22 protein-coding genes and 1 pseudogene are annotated in these 21,331 nt (G+C 72.3%); 8 read left to right on the top strand and 15 right to left on the bottom strand.

Annotated features, from left to right (window positions below):
* Positions 1–2: 2 nt before the first annotated feature.
* Positions 3–686, bottom strand: a complete 684-nt coding sequence (locus FVA95_RS20690; RefSeq protein ID WP_075311113.1) for a response regulator transcription factor — start codon at positions 684–686, stop codon at positions 3–5.
* A gap of 134 nt (positions 687–820) precedes the next feature.
* Between FVA95_RS20690 and FVA95_RS20685 the strand changes: the two genes are divergently transcribed.
* The 4 genes from FVA95_RS20685 to FVA95_RS20670 all read left to right on the top strand — a co-directional run bounded on the left by FVA95_RS20685 (position 821) and on the right by FVA95_RS20670 (position 4,083).
* A complete protein-coding gene (locus FVA95_RS20685; protein ID WP_020622568.1) occupies positions 821–1,549 on the top strand; it encodes an amino acid ABC transporter ATP-binding protein in 729 nt (242 codons plus the stop codon).
* A 41-nt stretch (positions 1,550–1,590) separates the two neighbouring features.
* Positions 1,591–2,475 (top strand): glutamate ABC transporter substrate-binding protein, encoded by an 885-nt coding sequence (locus FVA95_RS20680; RefSeq protein ID WP_043276813.1) that lies wholly within the window; start codon positions 1,591–1,593, stop codon positions 2,473–2,475.
* 97 nt (positions 2,476–2,572) lie between these two features.
* The gene (locus FVA95_RS20675) at positions 2,573–3,220 is read left to right on the top strand and encodes an amino acid ABC transporter permease (protein ID WP_020622570.1); all 648 of its coding nucleotides are present in this window, start codon (positions 2,573–2,575) and stop codon (positions 3,218–3,220) included.
* Positions 3,217–4,083: an amino acid ABC transporter permease gene (locus FVA95_RS20670; protein WP_075311105.1), complete on the top strand. Its 867-nt coding sequence runs from the start codon at positions 3,217–3,219 to the stop codon at positions 4,081–4,083. The genes FVA95_RS20675 and FVA95_RS20670 overlap by 4 nt, the downstream gene beginning before the upstream one ends.
* Before the next feature lie 53 nt (positions 4,084–4,136).
* Here the strand turns inward: FVA95_RS20670 and FVA95_RS20665 are convergent, their stop codons facing one another.
* Positions 4,137–4,877 carry an AAA family ATPase gene (locus tag FVA95_RS20665; RefSeq protein WP_020622572.1) on the bottom strand — a complete coding sequence of 247 codons (741 nt, stop codon included), beginning with the start codon at positions 4,875–4,877 and terminating at the stop codon, positions 4,137–4,139.
* On the bottom strand, positions 4,874–6,877 hold the full coding sequence (locus FVA95_RS20660; RefSeq protein WP_240051631.1) for a prolyl oligopeptidase family serine peptidase: 2,004 nt from the start codon (positions 6,875–6,877) through the stop codon (positions 4,874–4,876). The genes FVA95_RS20665 and FVA95_RS20660 overlap by 4 nt, the downstream gene beginning before the upstream one ends.
* A 49-nt stretch (positions 6,878–6,926) precedes the next feature.
* On the opposite strand from FVA95_RS20660, the gene FVA95_RS20655 reads away from it, so the two are divergent.
* Positions 6,927–7,835, top strand: coding sequence for a LysR family transcriptional regulator (locus FVA95_RS20655; RefSeq protein ID WP_149665644.1), 909 nt, complete (start codon positions 6,927–6,929; stop codon positions 7,833–7,835).
* 10 nt (positions 7,836–7,845) lie between these two features.
* Here the strand turns inward: FVA95_RS20655 and FVA95_RS20650 are convergent.
* The 5 genes and pseudogenes from FVA95_RS20650 to FVA95_RS20635 form a co-directional block, all read right to left on the bottom strand.
* Positions 7,846–8,412 (bottom strand): annotated as a pseudogene (locus FVA95_RS20650) (SDR family oxidoreductase); the annotation flags it as partial.
* The gene (locus FVA95_RS33105) at positions 8,373–8,555 is read right to left on the bottom strand and encodes a hypothetical protein (RefSeq protein ID WP_240051630.1); all 183 of its coding nucleotides are present in this window, start codon (positions 8,553–8,555) and stop codon (positions 8,373–8,375) included. The pseudogene FVA95_RS20650 and the gene FVA95_RS33105, both read right to left, overlap by 40 nt.
* 77 nt (positions 8,556–8,632) lie before the next feature.
* Positions 8,633–9,493: a CoA ester lyase gene (locus FVA95_RS20645; protein ID WP_240051629.1), complete on the bottom strand. Its 861-nt coding sequence runs from the start codon at positions 9,491–9,493 to the stop codon at positions 8,633–8,635.
* 2 nt (positions 9,494–9,495) lie between these two features.
* Complete coding sequence (locus tag FVA95_RS20640; RefSeq protein ID WP_149665642.1) at positions 9,496–9,825, bottom strand: hypothetical protein; 330 nt, start codon at positions 9,823–9,825, stop codon at positions 9,496–9,498.
* A gap of 59 nt (positions 9,826–9,884) precedes the next feature.
* Positions 9,885–10,553 (bottom strand): alpha/beta fold hydrolase, encoded by a 669-nt coding sequence (locus FVA95_RS20635; RefSeq protein WP_149665641.1) that lies wholly within the window; start codon positions 10,551–10,553, stop codon positions 9,885–9,887.
* Positions 10,554–10,621: 68 nt separating this feature from the next.
* Here FVA95_RS20635 and FVA95_RS20630 point away from each other — a divergent pair, with 68 nt between their 5' ends.
* On the top strand, positions 10,622–10,900 hold the full coding sequence (locus FVA95_RS20630; RefSeq protein ID WP_164514888.1) for a hypothetical protein: 279 nt from the start codon (positions 10,622–10,624) through the stop codon (positions 10,898–10,900).
* 80 nt (positions 10,901–10,980) lie between these two features.
* Here the strand turns inward: FVA95_RS20630 and FVA95_RS20625 are convergent, their stop codons facing one another.
* From FVA95_RS20625 to FVA95_RS20600, 6 genes are all read right to left on the bottom strand, one after another.
* Positions 10,981–11,742 carry a succinate dehydrogenase/fumarate reductase iron-sulfur subunit gene (locus FVA95_RS20625; protein ID WP_020623681.1) on the bottom strand — a complete coding sequence of 254 codons (762 nt, stop codon included), beginning with the start codon at positions 11,740–11,742 and terminating at the stop codon, positions 10,981–10,983.
* Entirely contained in the window at positions 11,739–13,646 is a 1,908-nt protein-coding gene (locus FVA95_RS20620) for a fumarate reductase/succinate dehydrogenase flavoprotein subunit (RefSeq protein ID WP_149665652.1), read from the bottom strand. The genes FVA95_RS20625 and FVA95_RS20620 overlap by 4 nt, the downstream gene beginning before the upstream one ends.
* 8 nt (positions 13,647–13,654) lie before the next feature.
* A complete protein-coding gene (locus tag FVA95_RS20615) occupies positions 13,655–14,455 on the bottom strand; it encodes a hypothetical protein (RefSeq protein WP_149665640.1) in 801 nt (266 codons plus the stop codon).
* A 295-nt stretch (positions 14,456–14,750) separates the two neighbouring features.
* Entirely contained in the window at positions 14,751–15,500 is a 750-nt protein-coding gene (locus tag FVA95_RS20610; protein ID WP_020623678.1) for a succinate dehydrogenase/fumarate reductase iron-sulfur subunit, read from the bottom strand.
* A gap of 14 nt (positions 15,501–15,514) precedes the next feature.
* Positions 15,515–17,482, bottom strand: coding sequence for a fumarate reductase/succinate dehydrogenase flavoprotein subunit (locus FVA95_RS20605; protein ID WP_149665639.1), 1,968 nt, complete (start codon positions 17,480–17,482; stop codon positions 15,515–15,517).
* Between the two features lie 3 nt (positions 17,483–17,485).
* Positions 17,486–18,205 carry a succinate dehydrogenase cytochrome b subunit gene (locus FVA95_RS20600; RefSeq protein WP_082375760.1) on the bottom strand — a complete coding sequence of 240 codons (720 nt, stop codon included), beginning with the start codon at positions 18,203–18,205 and terminating at the stop codon, positions 17,486–17,488.
* An 87-nt stretch (positions 18,206–18,292) separates the two neighbouring features.
* Here FVA95_RS20600 and FVA95_RS20595 point away from each other — a divergent pair, with 87 nt between their 5' ends.
* A complete protein-coding gene (locus FVA95_RS20595; protein WP_043278006.1) occupies positions 18,293–19,252 on the top strand; it encodes a LysR family transcriptional regulator in 960 nt (319 codons plus the stop codon).
* Between the two features lie 9 nt (positions 19,253–19,261).
* On the opposite strand, the gene FVA95_RS20590 is transcribed toward FVA95_RS20595, so the two are convergent.
* Positions 19,262–19,696, bottom strand: a complete 435-nt coding sequence (locus tag FVA95_RS20590; protein ID WP_149665638.1) for an STAS domain-containing protein — start codon at positions 19,694–19,696, stop codon at positions 19,262–19,264.
* A 131-nt stretch (positions 19,697–19,827) separates the two neighbouring features.
* Between FVA95_RS20590 and FVA95_RS20585 the strand changes: the two genes are divergently transcribed.
* Positions 19,828–21,195, top strand: a complete 1,368-nt coding sequence (locus FVA95_RS20585; RefSeq protein WP_149665637.1) for a mycothione reductase — start codon at positions 19,828–19,830, stop codon at positions 21,193–21,195.
* The last annotated feature ends 136 nt before the right edge of the window (positions 21,196–21,331 follow it).

Here is a 21,331-nt window from a genome sequence, read left to right as displayed (position 1 = left end):
TCTCAGTCCTCGGTGGCGGCGAAGCGGTACCCGACGCCGCGGACGGTCCGCACCAGCTCGGGGCGGCCGAGCTTGGTCCGCAGGGTCGCCACGTGCACGTCGAGGGTCCGGTTCGCGCCCGCCCAGCCGCGCCCCCACACCTCGGCGACGATCTGGGCGCGGGTGCAGACGGCGCCGTCGGCGCGGGCGAGCAGGGACAGCACCTGGAACTCCTTGCGGGTGAGCACCACCTGCTCCCCGGCGACGGTGACCTCGTACCGCTCGGGGTCGACGCGGACGTCGCCGACGGTCACCGGGGCCGACCCGGCCGGGACGACGGTGCCGTCGTCGCCGATCTTGCGGCGACGCTGCACCGCGTGCACCCGGGCCACGAGCTCCCCGATGTCGTAGGGCTTGACCAGGTAGTCGTCGGCGCCGGTGTGCAGCCCGGCGATGCGGTCGGTGACCTCGCCGCGGGCGGTCACCATCAGCACCGGGACCTCGGAGACGGCGCGGATCGCCCGGCAGACGTCGAGCCCGTCGGCGTCGGGCAGCCCCAGGTCGAGCAGCACGACGTCGACGCCGTCGAGGTGGTCCACGGCGCCGCGGCCGTGGTCCAGACGGGTCGTGGTCATCCCGTGCCGGTGCAGTGCCGGGCGCAGCGCGGCGGCGACCCGGTCGTCGTCCTCGATCAGCAGGATGTGCACCGGTGGCCGCCCTTTCCGTTACGTGGCCGAGACCCTAAAGGTTCCTCAAGGTGGTGGACTCGCATGTCCGTTCCGTCCAGGCTCTCGCCATGTCCGGAGGCAGCATGACCAGCCCGCCCGCGTCCAGCACACCCATGGTGCGGATGGCCGGGGTGCAGAAGCACTTCGGCGACCTCCACGTGCTGCGCGACATCGATCTGGACGTCGCCCGTGGGGAGGTCGTCGTCGTCCTCGGCCCCTCCGGTTCCGGCAAGTCCACACTCTGCCGCACGATCAACCGGCTCGAGCCGATCGACACCGGCACGATCGAGATCGACGGCACCGCGCTGGCGGCGGAGGGCAAGGCGCTGGCCGCCCTGCGCGCCGACGTCGGCATGGTCTTCCAGTCGTTCAACCTGTTCGCGCACAAGACGATCCTGGAGAACGTCACCCTCGCACCGCTGAAGGTGCGCGGGGTGTCCAAGGCCGAGGCCGAGAAGACCGGTCTGGCGCTGCTGGAGCGTGTCGGCATCGCCAACCAGCGCGACAAGTACCCGGCGCAGCTGTCCGGCGGCCAGCAGCAGCGCGCGGCGATCGCCCGCGCGCTGGCGATGAAGCCGAAGGTGATGCTCTTCGACGAGCCGACCTCGGCGCTCGACCCGGAGATGGTCAACGAGGTGCTCGACACCATGACCTCGCTGGCCAAGGAGGGCATGACGATGGTCGTCGTGACCCACGAGATGGGCTTCGCCCGCCGGGCCGCGCACCGCGTCGTGTTCATGAGCGACGGCGAGATCGTCGAGGACGCGACCCCGGACGAGTTCTTCACCGCCCCGCGCAGCGACCGTGCCAAGGACTTCCTCGGCAAGATCCTCTCGCACTGAGGACGCCTTCCACCACCACCCCCCGACGAGCGGAGCGAACCGTGAAGAGAACCCGCATCCTGGTGGCGGCCGCCCTGGCCGCCACCCTCGCCCTGGCCGGCTGCGGCCGCGAGGGCACACCCGGCGCCGAGAGCTCGGGCTACCAGCCGACCGTCGCGCAGAACGTGACCGTCGAGGGCTCCCCCACGTTCGACGCCATGAAGCAGCGCGGCCGCGTCGTGATCGGTGTCAAGGACGACCAGCCGAACCTGGGCTTCCGCGACGCCACCACCAACGAGTTCTCCGGGTTCGACATCGACATCGCCCGGATGGTCGCGGGCGGTCTCGGCTTCTCCCCCGAGCAGATCGAGTACAAGGTCATCCCGTCGGCGGCCCGCGAGGACAACATCGAGCGCGGCGACGTCGACTACTACGTCGGCACCTACACGATCAACGACAAGCGCAAGCAGCGCGTCGGGTTCGCCGGGCCGTACTACGTCGCGGGCCAGAGCCTGCTCGTGCGTGCCGACGACAACACGATCACCGGCCCGCAGACGCTGCAGGGCAAGCGGGTCTGCTCGGTCACCGGCTCCACCCCGATCCAGCGGGTGAAGGACCAGAAGCTCACCGACCAGGTCGTGGAGTTCCAGACCTACACCCAGTGCGTCGACCAGCTGATCAACAACCAGGTCGACGCCGTCACCACCGACGACGCGATCCTGCTCGGCTACGCCGCGCAGAACCCGGAGCAGCTGAAGGTCGTCGGGGAGAAGTTCTCCTCCGAGCCCTACGGCATCGGCGTCCCGAAGGCCGACACCGCGCTCCGCAACAAGATCAACGACCTGCTGCAGGCCGCGATCGACGACGGCACCTGGAAGACCATCTACGACGGCACCCTGGGCAAGTCCGGTACCCAGGCCCAGCCGCCGGCCATCGAGCGCTACTGATCCCGTCCGCGGCCCGGTGGGGCGGTGACCTCGTCACCACTCCACCGGGCCGCGTCGGGTCCAGACACGTCGGGACCAGAGAAAGGAGAGCCGCCCGGTGGATGTCCTGCTGGACAACCTCGACCTCTACGTCGGCGGGTTCGCCGGCACGATCGGCCTCTTCGTCGTCGCCGCGATCGGATCGCTGCTGCTGGGCACGCTGATCGCGGGCATGCGGGTCAGCCCCGTCCCCGCGCTGCGTGCCTTCGGCACCGGCTACGTGCAGATCCTGCGGAACACCCCGCTGACGCTGGTGCTGTTCTTCTTCGCGTTCGCCTACCCACGGCTCGAGCTCGTCCAGCTCAGCTTCTTCGCGCTCGCGAGCGTCGGCCTGAGCCTCTACACCGCCGCGTTCGTGTGCGAGGTCGTGCGGTCGGGCATCAACACGGTCCCGGTCGGGCAGGCGGAGGCGTCGCGGGCGCTGGGCTTCACCTTCACCCAGACCCTCGGCCAGGTGGTGCTCCCGCAGGCGGTGCGCGCCACCGTCCCGCCGATGACGAACATCCAGATCGCGCTGCTGAAGAACACCACGATCGCGTCCGGCTTCTCGGTGTTCCAGGCCGGCGGCATCTACCAGAACCTCTCCGAGCGCGGCTACAACGTGCTCGTCGGGCTGCTGTGGGTGGCGCTGATCTTCGTGATCCTGGTGGCCCCGCTGACCTGGGTCCAGCGCCGCCTCGACGCCCGCTGGGGGGTGGCCCGATGAGCTCGGTCCTCTACGACATCCCGGGCCCCGCGGCCCGCGCCCGCAACCGCACGATCGGCGTCGTCGGGGTCGCAGTGATCCTGGCGGCCCTCGGGTTCGTCCTCTACCGCTTCTGGGCCACCGGCCAGTTCAGCGGCCGGATGTGGGACTGGATCACCTACGAGGCGATCCAGGTCCGCATCCTCGACGGGCTGTGGAACACCGTTCGTGCGTTCCTCGTCGCGGCGGTCCTGTCGCTGGTGTTCGGGGCGGTGTTCGCCGCCGGACGGCTGTCGGACCACGCCTGGGTCCGGGTCCCGTGCACGGTGGTCGTGGAGTTCTTCCGCGCCGTCCCGCTGCTGGTCCTGATCTTCATCATGTACTACGGGATGTCGCAGGGCGCGGGCATCGAGATCTCCGCGTTCTGGGCCGTCGTGCTCGGCCTGATGCTCTACAACGGCTCGGTGCTCGCCGAGGTGTTCCGCGCCGGGATCAACGCGGTCCCGCGCGGACAGAGCGAGGCCGCCTACGCCCTGGGGCTGCGCAAGACCCAGGTGATGTCCTCGGTGCTGCTCCCGCAGGCGGTCCGGTCGATGCTGCCGACGATCCTGTCGCAGCTGGTGGTGGTCCTCAAGGACACCGCGCTCGGCTTCCTGATCCTCTACGAGGAGCTGCTGCTCGTGGCCCGCCAGCTCGGCAGCCAGGTACAGCTCGGATCGCCGATCCTGCAGGTCGCGCTGGTCGTCGCGGTCCTCTACATCGGGCTGTGCCTGATCCTGACCGGCCTGTCGCGGCTGGTGGAGAAGCGGCTGTCGCAGGGGCCGCGCAAGGCCACCCCGCAGGCCGCTCCGACGCCGGCACCCGCCGGCGGCGCCCCGGTCTGAGCCCCGGTGCCCGGGCCCGGGAGGACACCTCGTCCTCCCGGGCCCGTCGCCGTCTACAGGTGCCGCAGGAACGCGTCCGGGTCGGCGAGGAAGCTGCGGGTCAGGGCCACCGGGAGCGCCTCGTCGTAGCCGACGCGGCGGACCGCGCCGTCGTCGTCGAGCTGCAGGATCGTCGCGCCGGGCAGCGCGAGCAGGACCGGCGAGTGGGTGGCGACGACGAACTGGCTGCCCCGCGCGGTCAGGTCCACCATCCGGGCCAGCACCGCCAGGGCCCCGGTGACCGACAGCGCGGCCTCCGGCTCGTCGAGCAGGTAGAGCCCGCGCGGGGTGAACCGGTGGGTCATCAGCGCGACGAACGACTCCCCGTGGCTGCGCTCGTGCGGCGTGCCCCCGAACGCCGGGGCCAGCGGCGGCCCGCCGCCCTCCCGGTCGAGGCGCTCCACCTCCGTCGCCACGTTGTAGTACGACTCGGCGCGCAGGAAGAAGCTGCTCCGTTCCCGGCCGGGCCGGCGCGCCAGCCGCAGGTGCGACCCCAGGTCGGACTCGCTCGCCCGCGTCGCGAACCGGAACGACCGCGAGCCGCCCTCGGCGTTCAGCCCCAGCGCGACCGCCAGCGCCTCGACGAACGTGGACTTGCCGGAACCGTTCTCCCCCACCAGGAACGTGACGCCCGGGTAGAGGGCGAGCCCGCCGTGCGCCCGCAGCCACCGCACGACCCCCAGGTCGAACGGGTAGCCGTCGGTGGGCGCGTCCGGGTCGAGGGTGACGCGGGCGACGAAGTGCCCGGGGCTCACAGGTTCTCGACGGGGACCGGCTCGATGCCCTCCTCCGGCGGCAGCGCGAACCCGAACACCCGGGAGTAGAACGCCAGCTCGGCGTCGAGCGCCCGGCGGATGTTCGCGGCCTGCCGGAAGCCGTGCTGCTCACCGGCGAACAACAGATAGGCGACCGGCACCCCACGCTTGCGCAGCGCGTCGACGATCATCTCCGACTGGTTCGGCGGGACGATCGCGTCCTCGTCGCCCTGCAGCACGATCAGCGGGGTCGAGAACCGCTCGACGTGGGTCAGCGGGGACCGCTCGATGTAGACCGCCTCCGCCTCGGGCCACGGCCCGACCAGCCCGTCGAGGTAGCGGGACTCGAACTTGTGGGTGTCCCGGGCGAGCGCGGCCAGGTCGGCGACGCCGAAGTGGTCGGCCCCCGCGGAGAACGGGGTGTCGTCCCGGGCGAGCGCGGCCAGGGTGGTGAACCCGCCCGCCGAGCCGCCGCGGATCGCCATCCGGGCCGGGTCGACGCGGCCGGCGTCGGCCAGCGTGCGGGCCGCGGCCAGGCAGTCGGCGACGTCGACGATCCCCCACGCCCCCTTCAGCTGCTCGCGGTAGGCGCGCCCGTAGCCGGTGGAACCGCCGTAGTCGACGTCGACGACCCCGAACCCGCGGCTGGTCCAGTACTGCACGGCGACCGAGAGGACCGGCGTCGCCGCGCCGGTAGGGCCGCCGTGGATGACCACCAGCAGCGGCGGCAGCTCGCCGTCGGGGGGCTCGTGGGCCCCCAGCGGCGGGTAGAACAGCGCGTAGCCGGTGCGCGGGCCGCCCGCGGCGTCGGTGGACAGGAACGTGATCGGCTCGGGCACCGACACCGTCTCCGGGTGCAGGCCGAGGTCGCGCGGGGCGCGCAGGGTCTGCACCCCGGCCGCGCCGGGCTCCCCCGCGCCCTCCGGTGCGGGCACCACGCGGTGCACGCCCGGCTCGGCGGTGGGCGACCCGGCGACGCAGACGACGGCGTAGGGCCCGTCGGCGCGCACCGAGCCGATCGCGGTGAACGGGGTATCGAGCTCGATGATCCGGCCGTCGACCTCCCGCACGACCAGGGCGTCGAAGCCCCGCGAGGAGCGGGCGAACACGACGCGTCCGTCCTCCAGGACGGCGTAGCGCGACCCGCCCAGCGCCCAGCCGGGCACCCCGATCTCGGCGTCGATGCGCACGAGCGCCTCGATGTCCTGGCCGGGCGGCCACCCGTAGAGGTTCCACCAGCCGGTGCGGTCGCTGAGGAAGGTCAGCGACCCGTCGGGCTGCCACTGCGGCTCGGTGACCGATTCCCCCGGCCCACCCGCGACGACGGTGTCCACCCCGGACGCCAGGTCGCGCACGGTGAGCTCGACGTCGTCCCACGGCATCGACGGGTGGTTCCAGGACAGCCAGGCCAGGGTGCTGCCGTCCGGCGAGATCCGCGGTGCCGCGACGAAGTCCGGGCCGCTGACCAGCACCTCCGGTTCCGACGGGGTGCGGGCGTCGAGCCGCACGATCTCGTTGACGACCTCGGCCGCCGGGGTGTGCTCGGCGTGGTGGTGCTCGCGGACCGCGACCATCCAGGTGCCGTCGGGGGCGACGTCGCCGTCGGCGTAGCGGTCACCGCGGGGCACCGCGGGCTCCGGGGTGAGCGCGACCGGCTCGCCGCCACGGTCGAGCCGGTACAGGCGTTGGTCGGCCCACTCGACGTAGAAGACGGTGCCGGGGCTGCCGGGGTGCAGCCACCACGCGCCGCCGCCGTACTCGTGGACGGCCGAGCGCGCGTTCGCCCCGGCCGGCAGCAGGTCGGTGCGGGTGCCGTCGTCGGTGCGGCGCACCAGCTGGGTCCGGCCGCCCTCGGTGGCCCGGCCCTCGGCCCACACCACCCCGGTGTCCTCGGTGCCGGGCGCACCGTCGGGGCGGACCTCCCCGAGCCGTACCGCGGCCGTCACCACCACTTCGGACGTGACCGGTGTCGGCCACGACCCGTACCCGGAGATCGTCACGGCGACCACGCTAGTCATCACCGTGCCGCCGTGCCCGTAGGTTGTCGCCGTGCCGACACTGCGTGCGCTGGAATGCCTGGTGGCCGTGTTCGACCACGGGTCGGTGACCGGGGCGGCCGCGGCCCTGCACCTGTCCCAGCCCGCCCTGTCCCACCAGCTCGCCCAGCTCGAACGCGAGGTCGGGACCCCGCTGCTGGAGCGGCTGCCACGCGGGGTGCGCCCGACCGTCGCGGGGCGGGCGGTGCACGCCGACGCGGTCGCCGCGCTGGAGGCCGCGGGCCGGGTGCTGACCACCGGGCGCACGGTCGCGGCCGGCGGCGCCGGGGTGCTGCGGGTGGCGTGCGCGGAGACGATGACCGCGGGTCTGCTCGCCCCGGTGCTGCGGGCCGCCGCCGGTGCCACCGCCCGGACCCGGGTGGAGCTCACCGAGCTGACCAGCGCCGACGAGATCGCCGCCCGGGTGGCGGACGGCGCGGCCGATGTGGGGGTGTGCCCGCGGCCCGGCCGTGACGGCGTCGACGCCGAGGTGCTCGGCCGCGAGCCGCTCGTCGCGGTGCTCCCCCGCCGCCATTCGCTCGCCGGCGCGCCGGGGCCGGTCCCGGTCGTCGCGCTCGGCGAGGGCCCTGTGGTGCACTACGACCCCGCCAACGGCCTGGCCGGCTGGCTCGACGCCCTCGCCGCCACGCACGGCGTCCGCCTCGACGCGGTGACCCGCACCCGGAGCGCGACGACCGCGGCCCGGCTCGCCGACGCCGGGCTGGGCGTCGCGGTGGTGCCGGTGACGGCGCTGCCCGCGGGTGCCCCGGGTGTGGTGCGTGCGCTGGCCCCGGCGCAGGACCGGGAGGTGGTCGCGCTGAGCCGGCCGGGCCGGGACCCGGTGGTGGCGGCGTTCGTCGCCGCACTGCGACGGCGCGGGGTGCCCGTGCCCGCCGCCGTCGCCGCGCAGCTCGCCCCCTGAGCGGCGCCGGTCAGGCCAGCCGGCCACCGCCATCGACGTGCAGGGTCGTGCCGGTCACGAAGGGGTTGGTGAGCAGCGACCGGGCCGCGGCGGACAGCTGGGCCGGGGTGCCGGTGCGCCGCGTCGGGTTGGCCGCGGCCGTGGCGGCGAGGAAGGCGTCCTTGCCGTCGCCGAGCCGATCCCACTGGCCGGAGTCGACGATGCCGGGCGAGAGCGCGTTGACCCGGACCGGGGCGAGCTCGACGGCCAGCGCCTCGGCGAGGAACGCGACGGCGCCGTTGGTCGTCGCCATCACCGAGCGGCCGGGCGCCGGGCGCCAGGCCGCGACGCCGGAGAACAGCAGGAACGACCCGCGCACGACCGGGGCGAGGTGCTTGGCGAGCAGCAGCGGGCCGATGACCTTCGCGTCGAACGCGGTGTGGACGGCGTCGCGGTCCAGCTCGCCGACCGGCCCGTTCGCGGGTGCGGCGGCGAGCGACACGACGTGGTCCAGCGGCCCCGAGGCCGCCGCGAAGGCAGCGATGCTCGCCTCGTCGGTCAGGTCGATCCGGGCGGTGGCGACGCCCACCGCGGCCGCGACCGGGGCGAGCCGCTGCGGGTCGCGCCCGGCGAGGGTGACCGTCGCCCCTCGGCGACGGCGTCGGCGGCGAGCGCGCGGGCGATGCCCGAGCCGCCGCCGACGATCAGCAGGTCCTGTCCGGCCAGTGTGGTGATGTCCATGTCCGGTACAGCGTCGCCGGACCGACGCTCAGTCCCGTCGCGCGATCGATGCTTCCGAGCTCTGCCATGGACGCCGTCTATGCCTCGGTCCGGCGCAGGACCGCCCTGGCCCGGGCGAGCACCGGCGCGTCGACCATCTCCCCGCCGAACCGGAACACCCCGGGGTGCCGCTGCGCCTCGGCGAGCAGGGCGCGGGCGCGCTCGGCCTCGGCGTCGGTGGGCCGGAACCCGCGGCGCACGACCTCCACCTGCGACGGGTGGATGCAGGCCTTCGCCGCGAACCCCGCGGCCGCCGCGTCGAGGGTGTCGGCGAGCAGGGTGTCGGTGTCCGCGATGTCGGTCAGCACGGTGTCGACCGGGTCGAGGCCCGCGGCACGCGCGGCGTAGAGGATCCGGGTGCGGGCCTCGGTCAGCGCCGGGCCGTAGCCACCGCCGGACGCGCGCCCGGTGCGTCCGCCCAGGTCGGCGAGCAGGTCCTCGCTGCCCCACATCAGGCCCGCGCAGTTCGTCGCCCGCGCGATCGACGGCGCCTCCAGCACCCCGTGCGCGGTCTCGCACAGCGCGATCACCGGGTGCGGAGCCAGTGCCTCCACCGCGACGGCGCTCGTCGCCATCGGCAGCATCAGCGTGAGGTCCGGGTGGGCGGCCAGCGCGGCGACGTCGCCGTCGTGCGCGGGGGTGCCGGGCGGGTTGACCCGGACGACCACCCGGGTGCGGTCCAGCTCCGCCAGGGCGTCGACGACGGCGGCACGGGCGCCGTCCTTGTCGTCCGGGCCGACCGCGTCCTCCAGGTCGAGGATGACGGCGTCGGCCGCGGCGAGTGCCCTGGCGAACCGGTCGGGCCGGTTGCCGGGGCAGAACAGCAGGCCGGGGCCGTGGTCGAGCGGGCGTGGGGCGGTGTCCACGAGCGGGGCCTCCTCGTTCCGGGGACGGAACACGATCATCGACCTGCCGTCACCGCCGCGCGCAGCAGGCGCACCGCGGCCGGCAGTGCCCGGGGTCGCAGGACCGGGGCCAGGCCGACGACCCCGCTCATCCCGGTCCACCAGCGGACCTGCCCGTCGGTGCGGAGCACACCGACCGCGGGCGTCCGGCACCCGGCGACGGCGGCCGGGAGGCTCGGGTAGATCTCGGCCAGCCGCGGCTCGCGGCAGGAGCGCGCCCGGACCCGGACCCGCACGCAGCCCGGGAGCTCCTGTGCGATCCGCGAGCACGGCGCACAGGCCGCGTCGTGCACCACCACGAGCTCCCGGATCCGTGTGCGCGTCACCGCGTCATCATCGCCTGCCACCGGCCCCCGCCCTCGGGGGCCGTCCTCGGCGACCGTCCTCAGCGGCCGAGCAGCGCCGCGGCGAGCTCTCCGGGGTGCGACAGCATCGGGTGGTGTCCGCCCGACACCATCTCGGGCACGACGCCGCGCAGCCGGCGGGCGAGCATCGTCCGGACGAACGCGGCCGGGAACAGCTTGTCCTCGCGGCACAGCAGGTACCGGGTCGGCACGTCCGGCCAGGACTCCCGCGGCCACGGCTGGTCCCACGGCGTCGCGGACTGGTCGCGCTCGTGCCGCAGCGCCTCGTTCGCGACCGCCTCGTCGACGTCGTGGTAGAAGAGACCGACGACGTCGTCGGGGTCGCGCCCGTCGCGCGCGGCCTGATCGGCGAGCGCCGCACCGGAGCCGGTCGCGGCGCCCCACTGCGCCGCGGACTCGCCCGGCTGCGGCACCATCGCCGTCACCAGGACGAGTTCGCGCACCGCGATCCGGTCGCACACCAGCGGCGCGCTGAACCCGCCGAAGGAGTGCGCGACGACCACCAGGTCCTCGGCACCCTCGACCGCGGCCACCACGGCGTCGGCGTAGTCCTCCAGTCCGGCGGCGTCGTCGTCACAGGGCAGCTCGACCGGCACGGCGCGGTGGCCGCGCCGGGTCAGCTCCCGTTCCAGCGGGCCCCAGTACCAGGTGTCGGTCCCCGCCCCGGGGACCAGCGCGAAGGTCGTCACACCGGTGTGGACCGTCCGCGAGCGGCGTTCTCATCGCCTACCGTCGACCGCGGAACCGAGGAGGCCCGATGACCGATCCGACCCGCCTGCCCGCCGTCCCCGACCCGGAGCCTGCCGACCCCGCCGTGCCCGACCCGGTCGAGCCGGTGACCGACTACACCGACGACGGCGTCCCCACGTTCTCCTACGTCCGCGACCGCATCGAGGGACGCGCCGCCACCGCGGCCGCCGCCGAAGAGCTCGCGGGCGGCGACGTGCACGCCGCGCAGGCCCACGACGCGTTCGCCGAACGCGAGCGCAGGGCGGCCGAGCGGCTCGCCGAGATCCGCCGGTCGATGGAGGGCTGAGCGGCCCGTCGCACCTCCGGCGCGGTCCCCGCACCCCGTGCGGCAGGTGCGACGGCCGTCGCCGGGGTGCGGGGACACGTTCAGCTCCCGGTGCGACGGAAGATCTTGTCCCCCAGCCACACCAGCGGGTCGTACTTGCGGTCCACCGCGCGCTCCTTGAGCGGGATGAGCGCGTTGTCGGTGATCTTGATGTGCTCCGGGCACACCTCGGTGCAGCACTTGGTGATGTTGCAGAACCCCAGCCCGTGCTCCTCCTGGGCCTCGACGGCGCGGTTGCCGTGCGCGTCGAGCGGGTGCATGTCCAGCTCGGCCATCCGCATCAGGTAGCGGGGCCCGGCGAACGCCTCCTTGTTCTCCTCGTGGTCGCGGACCACGTGGCAGGTGTTCTGGCACAGGTAGCACTCGATGCACTTGCGGAACTCCTGGCTCCGCTCGACGTCGACCTGCGCCATCCGGTACTCGCCCGGCGCGACCCCCTCGGGCGGGGTGAAGCTGGGGATCTCACGGGCCTTGGTGTAGTTGAACGACACGTCGGTCACGAGGTCGCGGATCACCGGGAAGCTGCGCAGCGGCGTGACGGTGACGACCTCGCTGTCGTCGAAGGTGTTCATCCGGGTCATGCACATCAGCCGCGGCCGGCCGTTGATCTCCGCGGAGCACGAGCCGCACTTGCCCGCCTTGCAGTTCCACCGCACGGCCAGGTCGCCGGCCTCGGTGGCCTGCAGCCGGTGGATGACGTCGAGGACGACCTCGCCCTCGTTCACCTCCACCGGGTAGTCGACCAGCTCGCCCTTGGTGTCGTCGCCGCGCCAGACGCGGAAGTGGTGCAGGTGGCTGCTCACTGGTTCCCCTCCGCGGAGTCCGCACGGTGACCGCCCAGCTCGTCTCCCGTGTAGTACTTCTTCAGCTCGTCCATCTCGAACAGGTCGAACAGATCCGAGCGCATGGGGAGCTGCTCCTGGCGGGTCAGCTCGATGCCGTCCTCTCCGACGGCGCGGCAGACCAGCAGCACATGGCGCCAGTCGGAGTCCATGACCGGGAAGTCGTCGCGGGTGTGCCCACCCCGGGACTCCTGGCGCTCCAGGGCCGCCTTCCCGGTGCACAGCGCGACGAGCAGCATGTTGCGCAGGTCCAGGGCCAGGTGCCAGCCCGGGTTGAAGCGGCGGTGCCCCTCCACCGAGACGGTGCGGGTGCGGGTCGCGATGTCCTCGAGCTTCTTGAGCGCGAGCTCCATCTCGTCGCCCTTGCGGATGATCCCGACGAGCTCGTGCATCGTCTTCTGCAGCTCCTGCTGGACGACGAACGGGTTCTCCCCACCGGCGGTGGCACTGGAGAACGGCAGCATCGCCCGCTCCAGCGCCGCGGTGACGTCGGCCTCGGCGACGGCCGGCCGTCCCCGGTCCGCGTGCTGCGCGGCGTGCAGCCCGGCGCGACGGCCGAACACCAGCAGGTCCGACAGCGAGTTGCCGCCGAGCCGGTTGGAGCCGTGCATGCCGCCCGCGACCTCACCGGCGGCGAACAGGCCGGGCACCCTCGACATCGCGGTGTCCGGCTCGACCTCGACCCCGCCCATCACGTAGTGGCAGGTCGGGCCGACCTCCATCGGCTCCTTCGTGATGTCGACGTCGGCCAGCTCCTTGAACTGGTGGTGCATCGACGGCAGCCGCTTGAGGATCTCCTCGGGCTTCAGCCGGGTGGACACGTCGAGGAACACCCCGCCGTGCTCGGTGCCCCGGCCCGTCTTGACCTCGGAGTTGATGGCCCGGGCGACCTCGTCGCGGGGCAGCAGCTCGGGCGGGCGCCGGTTGTTGTCCGGGTCGGTGTACCAGCGGTCGCCCTCCTCCTCGGTGGTGGCGTACTGCTCCTTGAACACGTCCGGCACGTAGTCGAACATGAACCGCTTGCCGTCGGTGTTGCGCAGCACGCCGCCGTCGCCGCGGACGGACTCGGTGACCAGCAGGCCCCGCACCGACGGCGGCCACACCATGCCGGTCGGGTGGAACTGCAGGAACTCCATGTTGATCAGCGTCGCGCCGGCGCGCAGGGCCAGCGCGTGGCCGTCGCCGGTGTACTCCCAGGAGTTCGACGTGACCGAGTAGCTCTTCCCGACGCCACCGGTGGCGAGCACGATCGCCGGGGCGTCGAAGCGCACGAACCGGCCGTCCCCGCGGAAGTAGCCGAAGCAGCCCGAGATCGCGCCGTCGGTGGTGAACAGCTCGGTGATCGTGCACTCGTGGAAGACCCGGATCCGGGCCTCGGCGTCGCCGGTCTCGGCGAGGTCCTCCTGCTGCAGCGAGACGACCTTCTGCTGCAGGGTGCGGATCAGCTCCAGGCCGGTCCGGTCGCCGACGTGCGCCAGCCGCGGGTAGGTGTGCCCGCCGAAGTTGCGCTGGCTGATCTTCCCGTCCTTCGTGCGGTCGAACAGCGCGCCGTAGGTCTCCAGCTCCCAGACCCGGTCCGGGGCCTCCTTGGCGTGCAGCTCGGCCATCCGCCAGTTGTTGAGGAACTTCCCGCCGCGCATGGTGTCGCGGTAGTGGACCTTCCAGTTGTCGTTCGGGTTGGCGTTGCCCATCGACGCCGCACAGCCGCCCTCGGCCATCACGGTGTGCGCCTTGCCGAACAGCGACTTGGAGATGATCGCCGTCCGCTTGCCCTGCAGCCGCGCCTCGATCGCCGCCCGCAGGCCGGCACCGCCGGCCCCGATGACGACGACGTCGTAGTCGTGCCGCTCGATCTGCTCGTCCATCTCGGTGCTCACCCCACGATCCGCAGGTCGCTGATCCAGCCGGCGGAGACGGCCATGACGTAGAAGTCGGTGACGGCGAGGCTCACCAGCGTCGCCCAGGCGAACTGGTTGTGCCGGGTGTTCAGCTTGGAGACCTGGGTCCAGAGCGCGTAGCGGACCGGGTGCTTCGAGAAGTGGTTGAGCCGCCCGCCGACGGCGCTGCGGCACGAGTGGCACGACAGCGTGTAGCCGAACAGCAGCACCACGTTCACGACCAGGATGATGTTGCCCAGCCCCAGGCCGAACCCGCCGCCGGGCTTGGCGAAGGCCAGCACCGCGTCGTAGGCGTTGATCAGCGTGATGATCCCGGCGATGTAGAAGAAGTAGCGGTGCGCGTTCTGCAGGATCAGCGGGAAACGCGTCTCACCGGTGTAGCGCCGGTGCGGCTCGGCGACCGCGCAGGCCGGTGGGGAGAGCCAGAACGCCCGGTAGTACGCCTTGCGGTAGTAGTAGCAGGTCAGCCGGAACAGCAGCAGGAACGGCAGGGAGACCGCCGCGTAGGGAAGCCACCAGACGTCGGGCAGGAAGCGGCCGAAGTGCGCTGCCTCCTCGACGCAGCCGGTCGAGACGCACGGCGAGTAGAACGGCGTCAGATAGCCGTACTCGGGGACGAAGTAGTGGTCCTGCATGAACGCCCGCACCGTCGCGTACGCGACCCAGGCGACGAACGCCACGAAGGTGGCCAGCGGTGGAAGCCACCATCGGTCCGTGCGCAGCGTGCGCGCGGCGATGGTGGCCCGACCGGTGGACGCGTCAGTGGTGGATGACACGTACGGGAGCTCCTGTCGTCTCGACGACGCCGAAGAGACCTGACACGACGTCGTGCCCTCGTGAACACCCGCCGCACACGGTGCGGTGGTCGCCAGAGAGTACGACGCAGATCACATGTGATCTACGTCGGGATGGCGATTGGCCATTCCATCGAGACGTGGCTCACACGTCACGGGCCGTGGAGACCCGATTCGCACAGCGTGACGTGCAGCCCCTGCACGACTCCTCCCCACGACGCACGACGGCCCGGGCACCCCGCGGAGGGAGTGGCCCGGGCCGTCGGGACCGTGCGTCCTACTTCTTGCGGCCGCCCACCGTTGCCGCGAGGTAGTCGCGGTTCAGCTGGGAGATCACGTCGAGCGGGATCTCCTTCGGGCAGGCGGTGGCGCAGGCGCCGGTGTTGGTGCAGCCACCGAACCCGGCGGCCTCGTGCTCCTCCACCATGCTGACGACGCGCTCGTAGCGCTCCGGCTGCCCCTGCGGCAGCTCACCCAGGTGGGTCAGCTTCGCGCCCAGGAACAGCGACGCGGACCCGTTCGGGCAGGCCGCGACGCAGGCACCGCAGCCGATGCAGTTCGCCGCGGCGAACGAGCGGTCCGCGGCGGACTTCGGCACGGCGTTGGAGTTGGCCTCCGGCGCCGATCCGGTGTTCACCGAGACGTAGCCGCCGGCCTGGATCATCTTGTCGAACGCGGCGCGGTCGACGACGAGGTCCTTGATGACCGGGAACGAGCCCGAGCGGAACGGCTCGATGACGATCGTGTCGCCGTCGGAGTAGTGCCGCATGTGCAGCTGGCAGGTGGTGGTCGCCCGCTGCGGGCCGTGCGGACGGCCGTCGATGACCATGCTGCACGAGCCGCAGATGCCCTCGCGGCAGTCGTGGTCGAACGCGACCGGCTCGTCGCCGGACAGGATCAGCTTCTCGTTGAGCACGTCGAGCATCTCGAGGAACGACATGTCCTCGTCGGCGTCGACGGTGTAGGTGACCAGGCGCCCCTTGTCGACCGCGTCGCGCTGGCGCCAGACCTTCAGGTTGAGCTTCATGTCCGTCGGTCCTCTTACTTGTAGCTGCGCTGGGTCGGGTGCACGTACTCGAACGTGAGCTCCTCCTTGTGCAGGACCGGAGCCTGCCCGCGGCCGGTGTACTCCCAGGCCGAGGTGAAGGAGAAGTTCTCGTCGTCGCGCTGCGCCTCGCCGTCCTCGGTCTGGCTCTCCGCGCGGAAGTGACCGCCGCACGACTCGCGACGCACGAGCGCGTCGAGACACATGAGCTCACCGAGCTCGAGGAAGTCGGCCACCCGGCCGGCCTTCTCCAGGCTCTGGTTGAGCTCCGCGCCGGTACCCGGCACCTTGACGTTGCTCCAGAACTCGCGACGGAGCTCGGGGATGCGGTCCAGCGCCTTGCGCAGACCGTCCTCGGTGCGCTCCATGCCGCAGTAGTCCCACATGATCTGGCCCAGCTCGCGGTGGAACGAGTCCACCGTGCGGGTGCCGTTGATCGACAGGAACTGGTCGATCCGGTCGGTGACCGACTGCACGGCCTCGACGACCTCGGGCGCGTCGTCACCGACGGCGTCGAGCTCGTTCTTGGCCAGGTAGTCGCCGATCGTGACCGGGAGGACGAAGTAGCCGTCGGCCAGCCCCTGCATCAGCGCGGACGCACCGAGGCGGTTCGCGCCGTGGTCGGAGAAGTTCGCCTCGCCGGCCACGTAGAGGCCCGGGATGGTCGACTGCAGGTCGTAGTCGACCCAGAGGCCACCCATCGTGTAGTGCACGGCGGGGAAGATCCGCATCGGGACCTCGTAGGGGTTCTCCCCCGTGATCCGCTCGTACATCTCGAACAGGTTGCCGTACTTGTTCTCGACGGCCTTGCGGCCCAGCCGCTGGATCGCGTCGTCGAAGTCCAGGTAGACGCCCAGACCCGACGGACCGACACCGCGCTTCTCGTCGCAGACCTCCTTGGCGGCCCGGGACGCGATGTCACGGGGCACCAGGTTGCCGAACGCCGGGTACTTGCGCTCGAGGAAGTAGTCACGCTCCTCGTGCGGGATCTCGTTCGGCCCGCGGTCGTCGCCGAGCCTCTTCGGGACCCAGACGCGGCCGTCGTTGCGCAGCGACTCCGACATCAGGGTCAGCTTCGACTGGTGGTCGCCGGAGACCGGGATACAGGTCGGGTGGATCTGGGTGAAGCAGGGGTTCGCGAACAGCGCGCCCTTGCGGTGCGCCCGCCAGGAGGCCGTGACGTTGCAGCCCTTGGCGTTGGTCGACAGGTAGAAGACGTTGCCGTAGCCGCCGGAGGCGAGCACGACCGCGTCGGCGGTGTGCACCTCGATCTCGCCGGAGACCATGTCGCGCGCGACGATGCCGCGGGCGCGTCCCTCGACGACGATCAGCTCCAGCATCTCGTGCCGGGCGTACATCTCGACGGTGCCGGCCTTCACCTGGCGCTCCAGCGCCTGGTAGGCGCCGATGAGCAGCTGCTGACCCGTCTGACCGCGGGCGTAGAAGGTGCGGGAGACCTGCACACCGCCGAACGAGCGGTTGTCGAGCAGACCGGCGTAGTCGCGGGCGAACGGGACGCCCTGTGCGACGCACTGGTCGATGATCTGCCGCGAGATCTCGGCGAGCCGGTGGACGTTGGACTCCCGCGCGCGGAAGTCGCCGCCCTTCACGGTGTCGTAGAACAGCCGGTAGACGCTGTCGCCGTCGTTGCGGTAGTTCTTCGCCGCGTTGATGCCGCCCTGCGCGGCGATCGAGTGCGCACGACGCGGGCTGTCCTGGTAGCAGAACGTCTTGACGTGGTAGCCGGCCTCGCCGAGCGTCGCGCTCGCGGAGCCGCCGGCCAGGCCGGAGCCCACGACGATGATCTTCTTCGAGCGCTTGTTCGCCGGGTTGACCAGCTTGACGCCGAACCGGCGGCGCTCCCAGCGGGTCTCGATGGCACCCGAGGGGACCGCCTTGTCGACGACCGGCTCACCGGTCGTGTAGTCGGCGTAGGAGATGTGGTGGGACGAGGCGTCAGTCATGGGTCAGACCACTCCGAACGTGACGGCGAGGGGCACCGAGATGAAGCCGAGGGTCAGCACGGCGGCGAAGACCGTCGACACTACCTTGATGGTGCGCTCACGCCTGTTCGACGACCACCCGAGCGTCTGGATGCCCGAGAAGATGCCGTGCTGGACGTGGAAGCCCAGGGCGACGACGGCGAGGACGTAGAACAGGGTGACGTACCAGCGGGCGGGGGTGAAGTCGGCCGCGAGGTTGTCCGCCACCGCGAGGTGCACGCCGTTCGGGTTCAGCGTGCCCGCGGTGAGGTCGAGCAGGTGGTAGACGACGAACAGCACGATGATCACGCCGCCCCAGCGCATGGTGCGGGCCGCGTAGCTGCCCTTGACCTGGTAGGAGCCACCCGCGTACTTGATCGGGCGGGCCTTGCGCGCGCGCAGGGCGAGCACCGTCGCCGACCAGATGTGGGCGACCACCGCGACGACGAGCACCACACGGACGATCCAGAGCATGCCCGAGTAGGGCAGCGCCGGCTCCAGGATGGTGCGCAGCCAGGCCGCGTAGTGATCGATCGCCTCGGGACCGAAGAAGATCTTCAGGTTCCCGATCATGTGCAACGTGACGTAGCCGAGCAGCACGACGCCGCTCACCGCCATCACGAACTTCAGCAGCGCACTGGGCGTGCGCGGACGCCGGGGTGCGGCGGGCTTGGCTCCGCCGCCGGCCCGGGACTTCTCGGACATCGTGACCACGTCCTCCAGTGGACATACCAACGGGTAAGGCAGTCCAATGCATGAAACGGTCTCCGGTCATAGCCGTAGGCTATGCATGTGACACTTCAGCAGCTCATGTACTTCGTCGCCGTGGCAAACGTGCGCAGCTTCACTCGGGCGGCCGACCAGGTCGGGGTCGCCCAGCCGACCCTGAGCCGCGCGCTGCGGGCGCTGGAGGACGAGCTGGGCTCCCCGCTGATCAACCGCGGGTCGGTCGTCACGCTGACCCCGGCCGGTGAGGCGGTGCTGCCACTGGCACGGAGGATGCTCGCCGACTCCGACATGGTCCGCACGACGGTGGCCGAGATGGTCGGCCTGCGCAGCGGCCGGGTCCGGGTCGGCGCGACGCCGTCGCTCTGCATCGGCGTGCTGTCCGACGTGCTGCGGGTCTTCCACGCCCGGCACCCCGAGATCGCCGTCGAGCTGGCCGAGGACGGCTCGCAGCCGCTGGAGGCGGCACTGGTCCAGGGTGCGCTGGACGTTGCCCTGGTGATCGTGCCCCCCGACGGGGTGGACCCGACGCTGCACACCGCTCCCCTGCTCCGCGAACGGCTCTCGGTCGCCTCCCCGCGGGCACGCAGGCCGCTGACGCCGCGCGGGTCGATGACCGTCTCCGAGCTCGCCCGGCACGACCTGGTGATGGTGCGCCAGGGCTACGACCTGCGGGAGGTGACCCTGCGGGCCTACGCCGTCGCCGGGGTCACGCCGCGGATCGCCGTCGAGGGCGGGCAGATGGACGCCGTGCTGCGCATGGTCGAGGCCGGCACCGGGGTGGCGGTGGTGCCGGACCTGACGTTCATCGGGCGGCCGCGGTTGCGGCGCACGGTGCTCAACCCGGCCATCCACCGGACGGTGGCGCTGGCGCGGCGCGCCGACATCGCCCCCACACCGGCCGTCATCGCCTTCGCGGACACACTGCTGGAGCACATGTCCGACACCTCGGCGTCGCTGAGGGAGGGCACGACCGACGTCCAGGTGCTGCACCGGCACCGGACCGGCCGGGAGCTGCTCGGCTGAGGACCGGGGTCAGTCGGGAACCGGGAACAGCGGGGCGCGGCCGTCGGGGGTCTCCGACGGCGGGTGCGGGTCGAGCACCCGCAGGTGCTCGCACGTGCCGGTGACCTGCAGGACCCGGCGGACCTGGCGGGCCGCGCCGCAGTACAGCTCCAGCACCACCCCGGCCGCGACGGCGTCGTGCTGGCAGTCGAGCAGCACCGAGATCCCGGCCGAGGCGAACACGCCCACCCTGGACAGGTCCAACACGACCCGTGGGGACGCGGCGAGCCAGTCGCCCACCTGCTCGGCCAGGAACGGCGCGGTCGCGAGGTCGACGTCGCCGACGGCGTGCAGCGCCACCGGACCCGACGGGTGCGGCACCGCCTCCAGGCTCAGGCCGCCGCCCTCCTCGGTCGCGGCGGACAGGCCGGGCACTCCCCCCGCGCCCTCCGTCGGATCGGTCATCACCGGCCGCCTCCCGCGGGGCGCCGCGCCACCGCCGCCGTCAGAGTGCCAGCACCGCACGCCGATCGCCCGGTGACGACCCCGCCCGGCGTCGACGCGCGGGAGGGCGCCGGTCTTCCTAGGCTCGGCGGGTGGCCCATCACGATCTCGCAGTCGTCGGCACCGGATCCGGGAACACGATCGTCGACGACCGCTTCGACGGTCTCGACGTCGCCCACGTCGAGGCGACCCGGTTCGGCGGGACCTGCCTCAACGTCGGGTGCATCCCGACCAAGATGCTCGCCTACACCGCCGAGGTCGCCGAGACCGTCCGCGCGGCGGCGTCCTACGGGGTGGACGCCCGGATCGACCGGATCCGCTGGAGCGACATCCGTGACCGGGTGTTCTCCCGGCTCGACCCGATCGGCGACGAGGGCCGCGAGCACCGCCGCGACCACGGCACCGTCTACGACGGCACGGCTCGGTTCACCGGGCCGCGCGCGATGGCGGTGGACCTGGCCGACGGCGGCACCGCGGAGTTCACCGCGGACCGGATCGTGCTCGCCGTCGGCGGGCGGCCGGTGGTTCCGCCGCCGGTCGCCGACTCGGGCGTCCCGTTCGACACCTCCGACACGATCATGCGGATCGACGAGCTGCCCGGGCACCTGGCGATCATCGGCGGTGGCTACATCGCGGCCGAGTTCGCGCACGTGTTCGGCGGGCTCGGCTGCGAGGTCACGCTCGTCGAGAGTGCCGACACCCTGCTCGGCGGGATGGACGAGACCGTCGTGGCGCGGTTCACCGACGCCGCCCGCGAGCGCTTCACCGTCCACACCGGACGGTCGGTGGAGAGGGTCACCGGCGCTGCGGGCGACGTGCGGCTGCACCTCGACGACGGCACCGAGGTGCGGGCCGACCGGCTGCTCGTCGCGGCCGGGCGCCGCCCGAACTCCGACCGGCTCGACCTGGACCGAGCCGGCATCGACACCGACGAGGCCGGCCGCGTCGTCGTCGACGCCCACGGCCGCACCACCGCCGACGGGGTGTGGGCGCTGGGCGACATCTCGTCCCCGCACCCGCTCAAGCACGTCGCGAACCACGAGGCCGAGGTCGTCGGGCACAACCTCGCCCACCCCGACGACCTGCGCGAGGTCGACCACGGGTTCGTCCCGGCCGCGGTGTTCACCACTCCGCAGATCGGCACCGTCGGCCGCACCGAGCAGCAGTGCCGGGAGGAGGGCCTGGAGTTCCGGGTCGGGTGTCACGAGTACGCCGACGTCGCCTTCGGCTGGGCGATGGAGGAGCAGCGCGGGTTCTGCAAGGTCCTCGTCGCCCCGGACGGCACGCTGCTCGGGGCGCACCTGCTCGGCCCCCAGGCGTCGACGTTGGTCCAGCAGCTGGTGCAGGCGATGGCGCTGGGCGTGACCGCGCAGCGCCTCGCCGACGTGCAGTACTGGATCCACCCCGCGCTGAGCGAGGTGCTGGAGAACGCGCTGCGCGACGCCGCCGACGCGGCCTAGGTGTGATGTCCAGGGAGGTTGTCCCGTCCGGGGGCGGTGAGTCTGGCTGACAGACGAAGGGGACTGCCCCGAGTTCGGTTGACCCGATCTCGGTAGGTGGGTCAGGCCGCGTGGGCGGTGTTGAGCAGTGTCTCGA

Origin of the sequence: Pseudonocardia sp. EV170527-09, assembly GCF_008369905.1 — a bacterium.
Taxonomy (GTDB): domain Bacteria; phylum Actinomycetota; class Actinomycetes; order Mycobacteriales; family Pseudonocardiaceae; genus Pseudonocardia.
This window is presented reverse-complemented; position numbering and strand designations above follow the sequence as displayed.

What these genes read in the sequence shown, in the direction of transcription:
- FVA95_RS33105 (WP_240051630.1), bottom strand. Translation starts at nt 8,555, where the DNA reads ATGGACATCACCACACTGGCCGGACAGGACCTGCTGATCGTCGGCGGC.
- FVA95_RS20590 (WP_149665638.1), bottom strand. Translation starts at nt 19,696, where the DNA reads ATGACCGATCCGACGGAGGGCGCGGGGGGAGTGCCCGGCCTGTCCGCC.
- FVA95_RS20620 (WP_149665652.1), bottom strand. Translation starts at nt 13,646, where the DNA reads ATGGACGAGCAGATCGAGCGGCACGACTACGACGTCGTCGTCATCGGG.
- FVA95_RS20600 (WP_082375760.1), bottom strand. Translation starts at nt 18,205, where the DNA reads ATGTCCGAGAAGTCCCGGGCCGGCGGCGGAGCCAAGCCCGCCGCACCC.
- FVA95_RS20610 (WP_020623678.1), bottom strand. Translation starts at nt 15,500, where the DNA reads ATGAAGCTCAACCTGAAGGTCTGGCGCCAGCGCGACGCGGTCGACAAG.
- FVA95_RS20685 (WP_020622568.1), top strand. Translation starts at nt 821, where the DNA reads ATGGTGCGGATGGCCGGGGTGCAGAAGCACTTCGGCGACCTCCACGTG.
- FVA95_RS20670 (WP_075311105.1), top strand. Translation starts at nt 3,217, where the DNA reads ATGAGCTCGGTCCTCTACGACATCCCGGGCCCCGCGGCCCGCGCCCGC.
- FVA95_RS20605 (WP_149665639.1), bottom strand. Translation starts at nt 17,482, where the DNA reads ATGACTGACGCCTCGTCCCACCACATCTCCTACGCCGACTACACGACC.
- FVA95_RS20630 (WP_164514888.1), top strand. Translation starts at nt 10,622, where the DNA reads ATGACCGATCCGACCCGCCTGCCCGCCGTCCCCGACCCGGAGCCTGCC.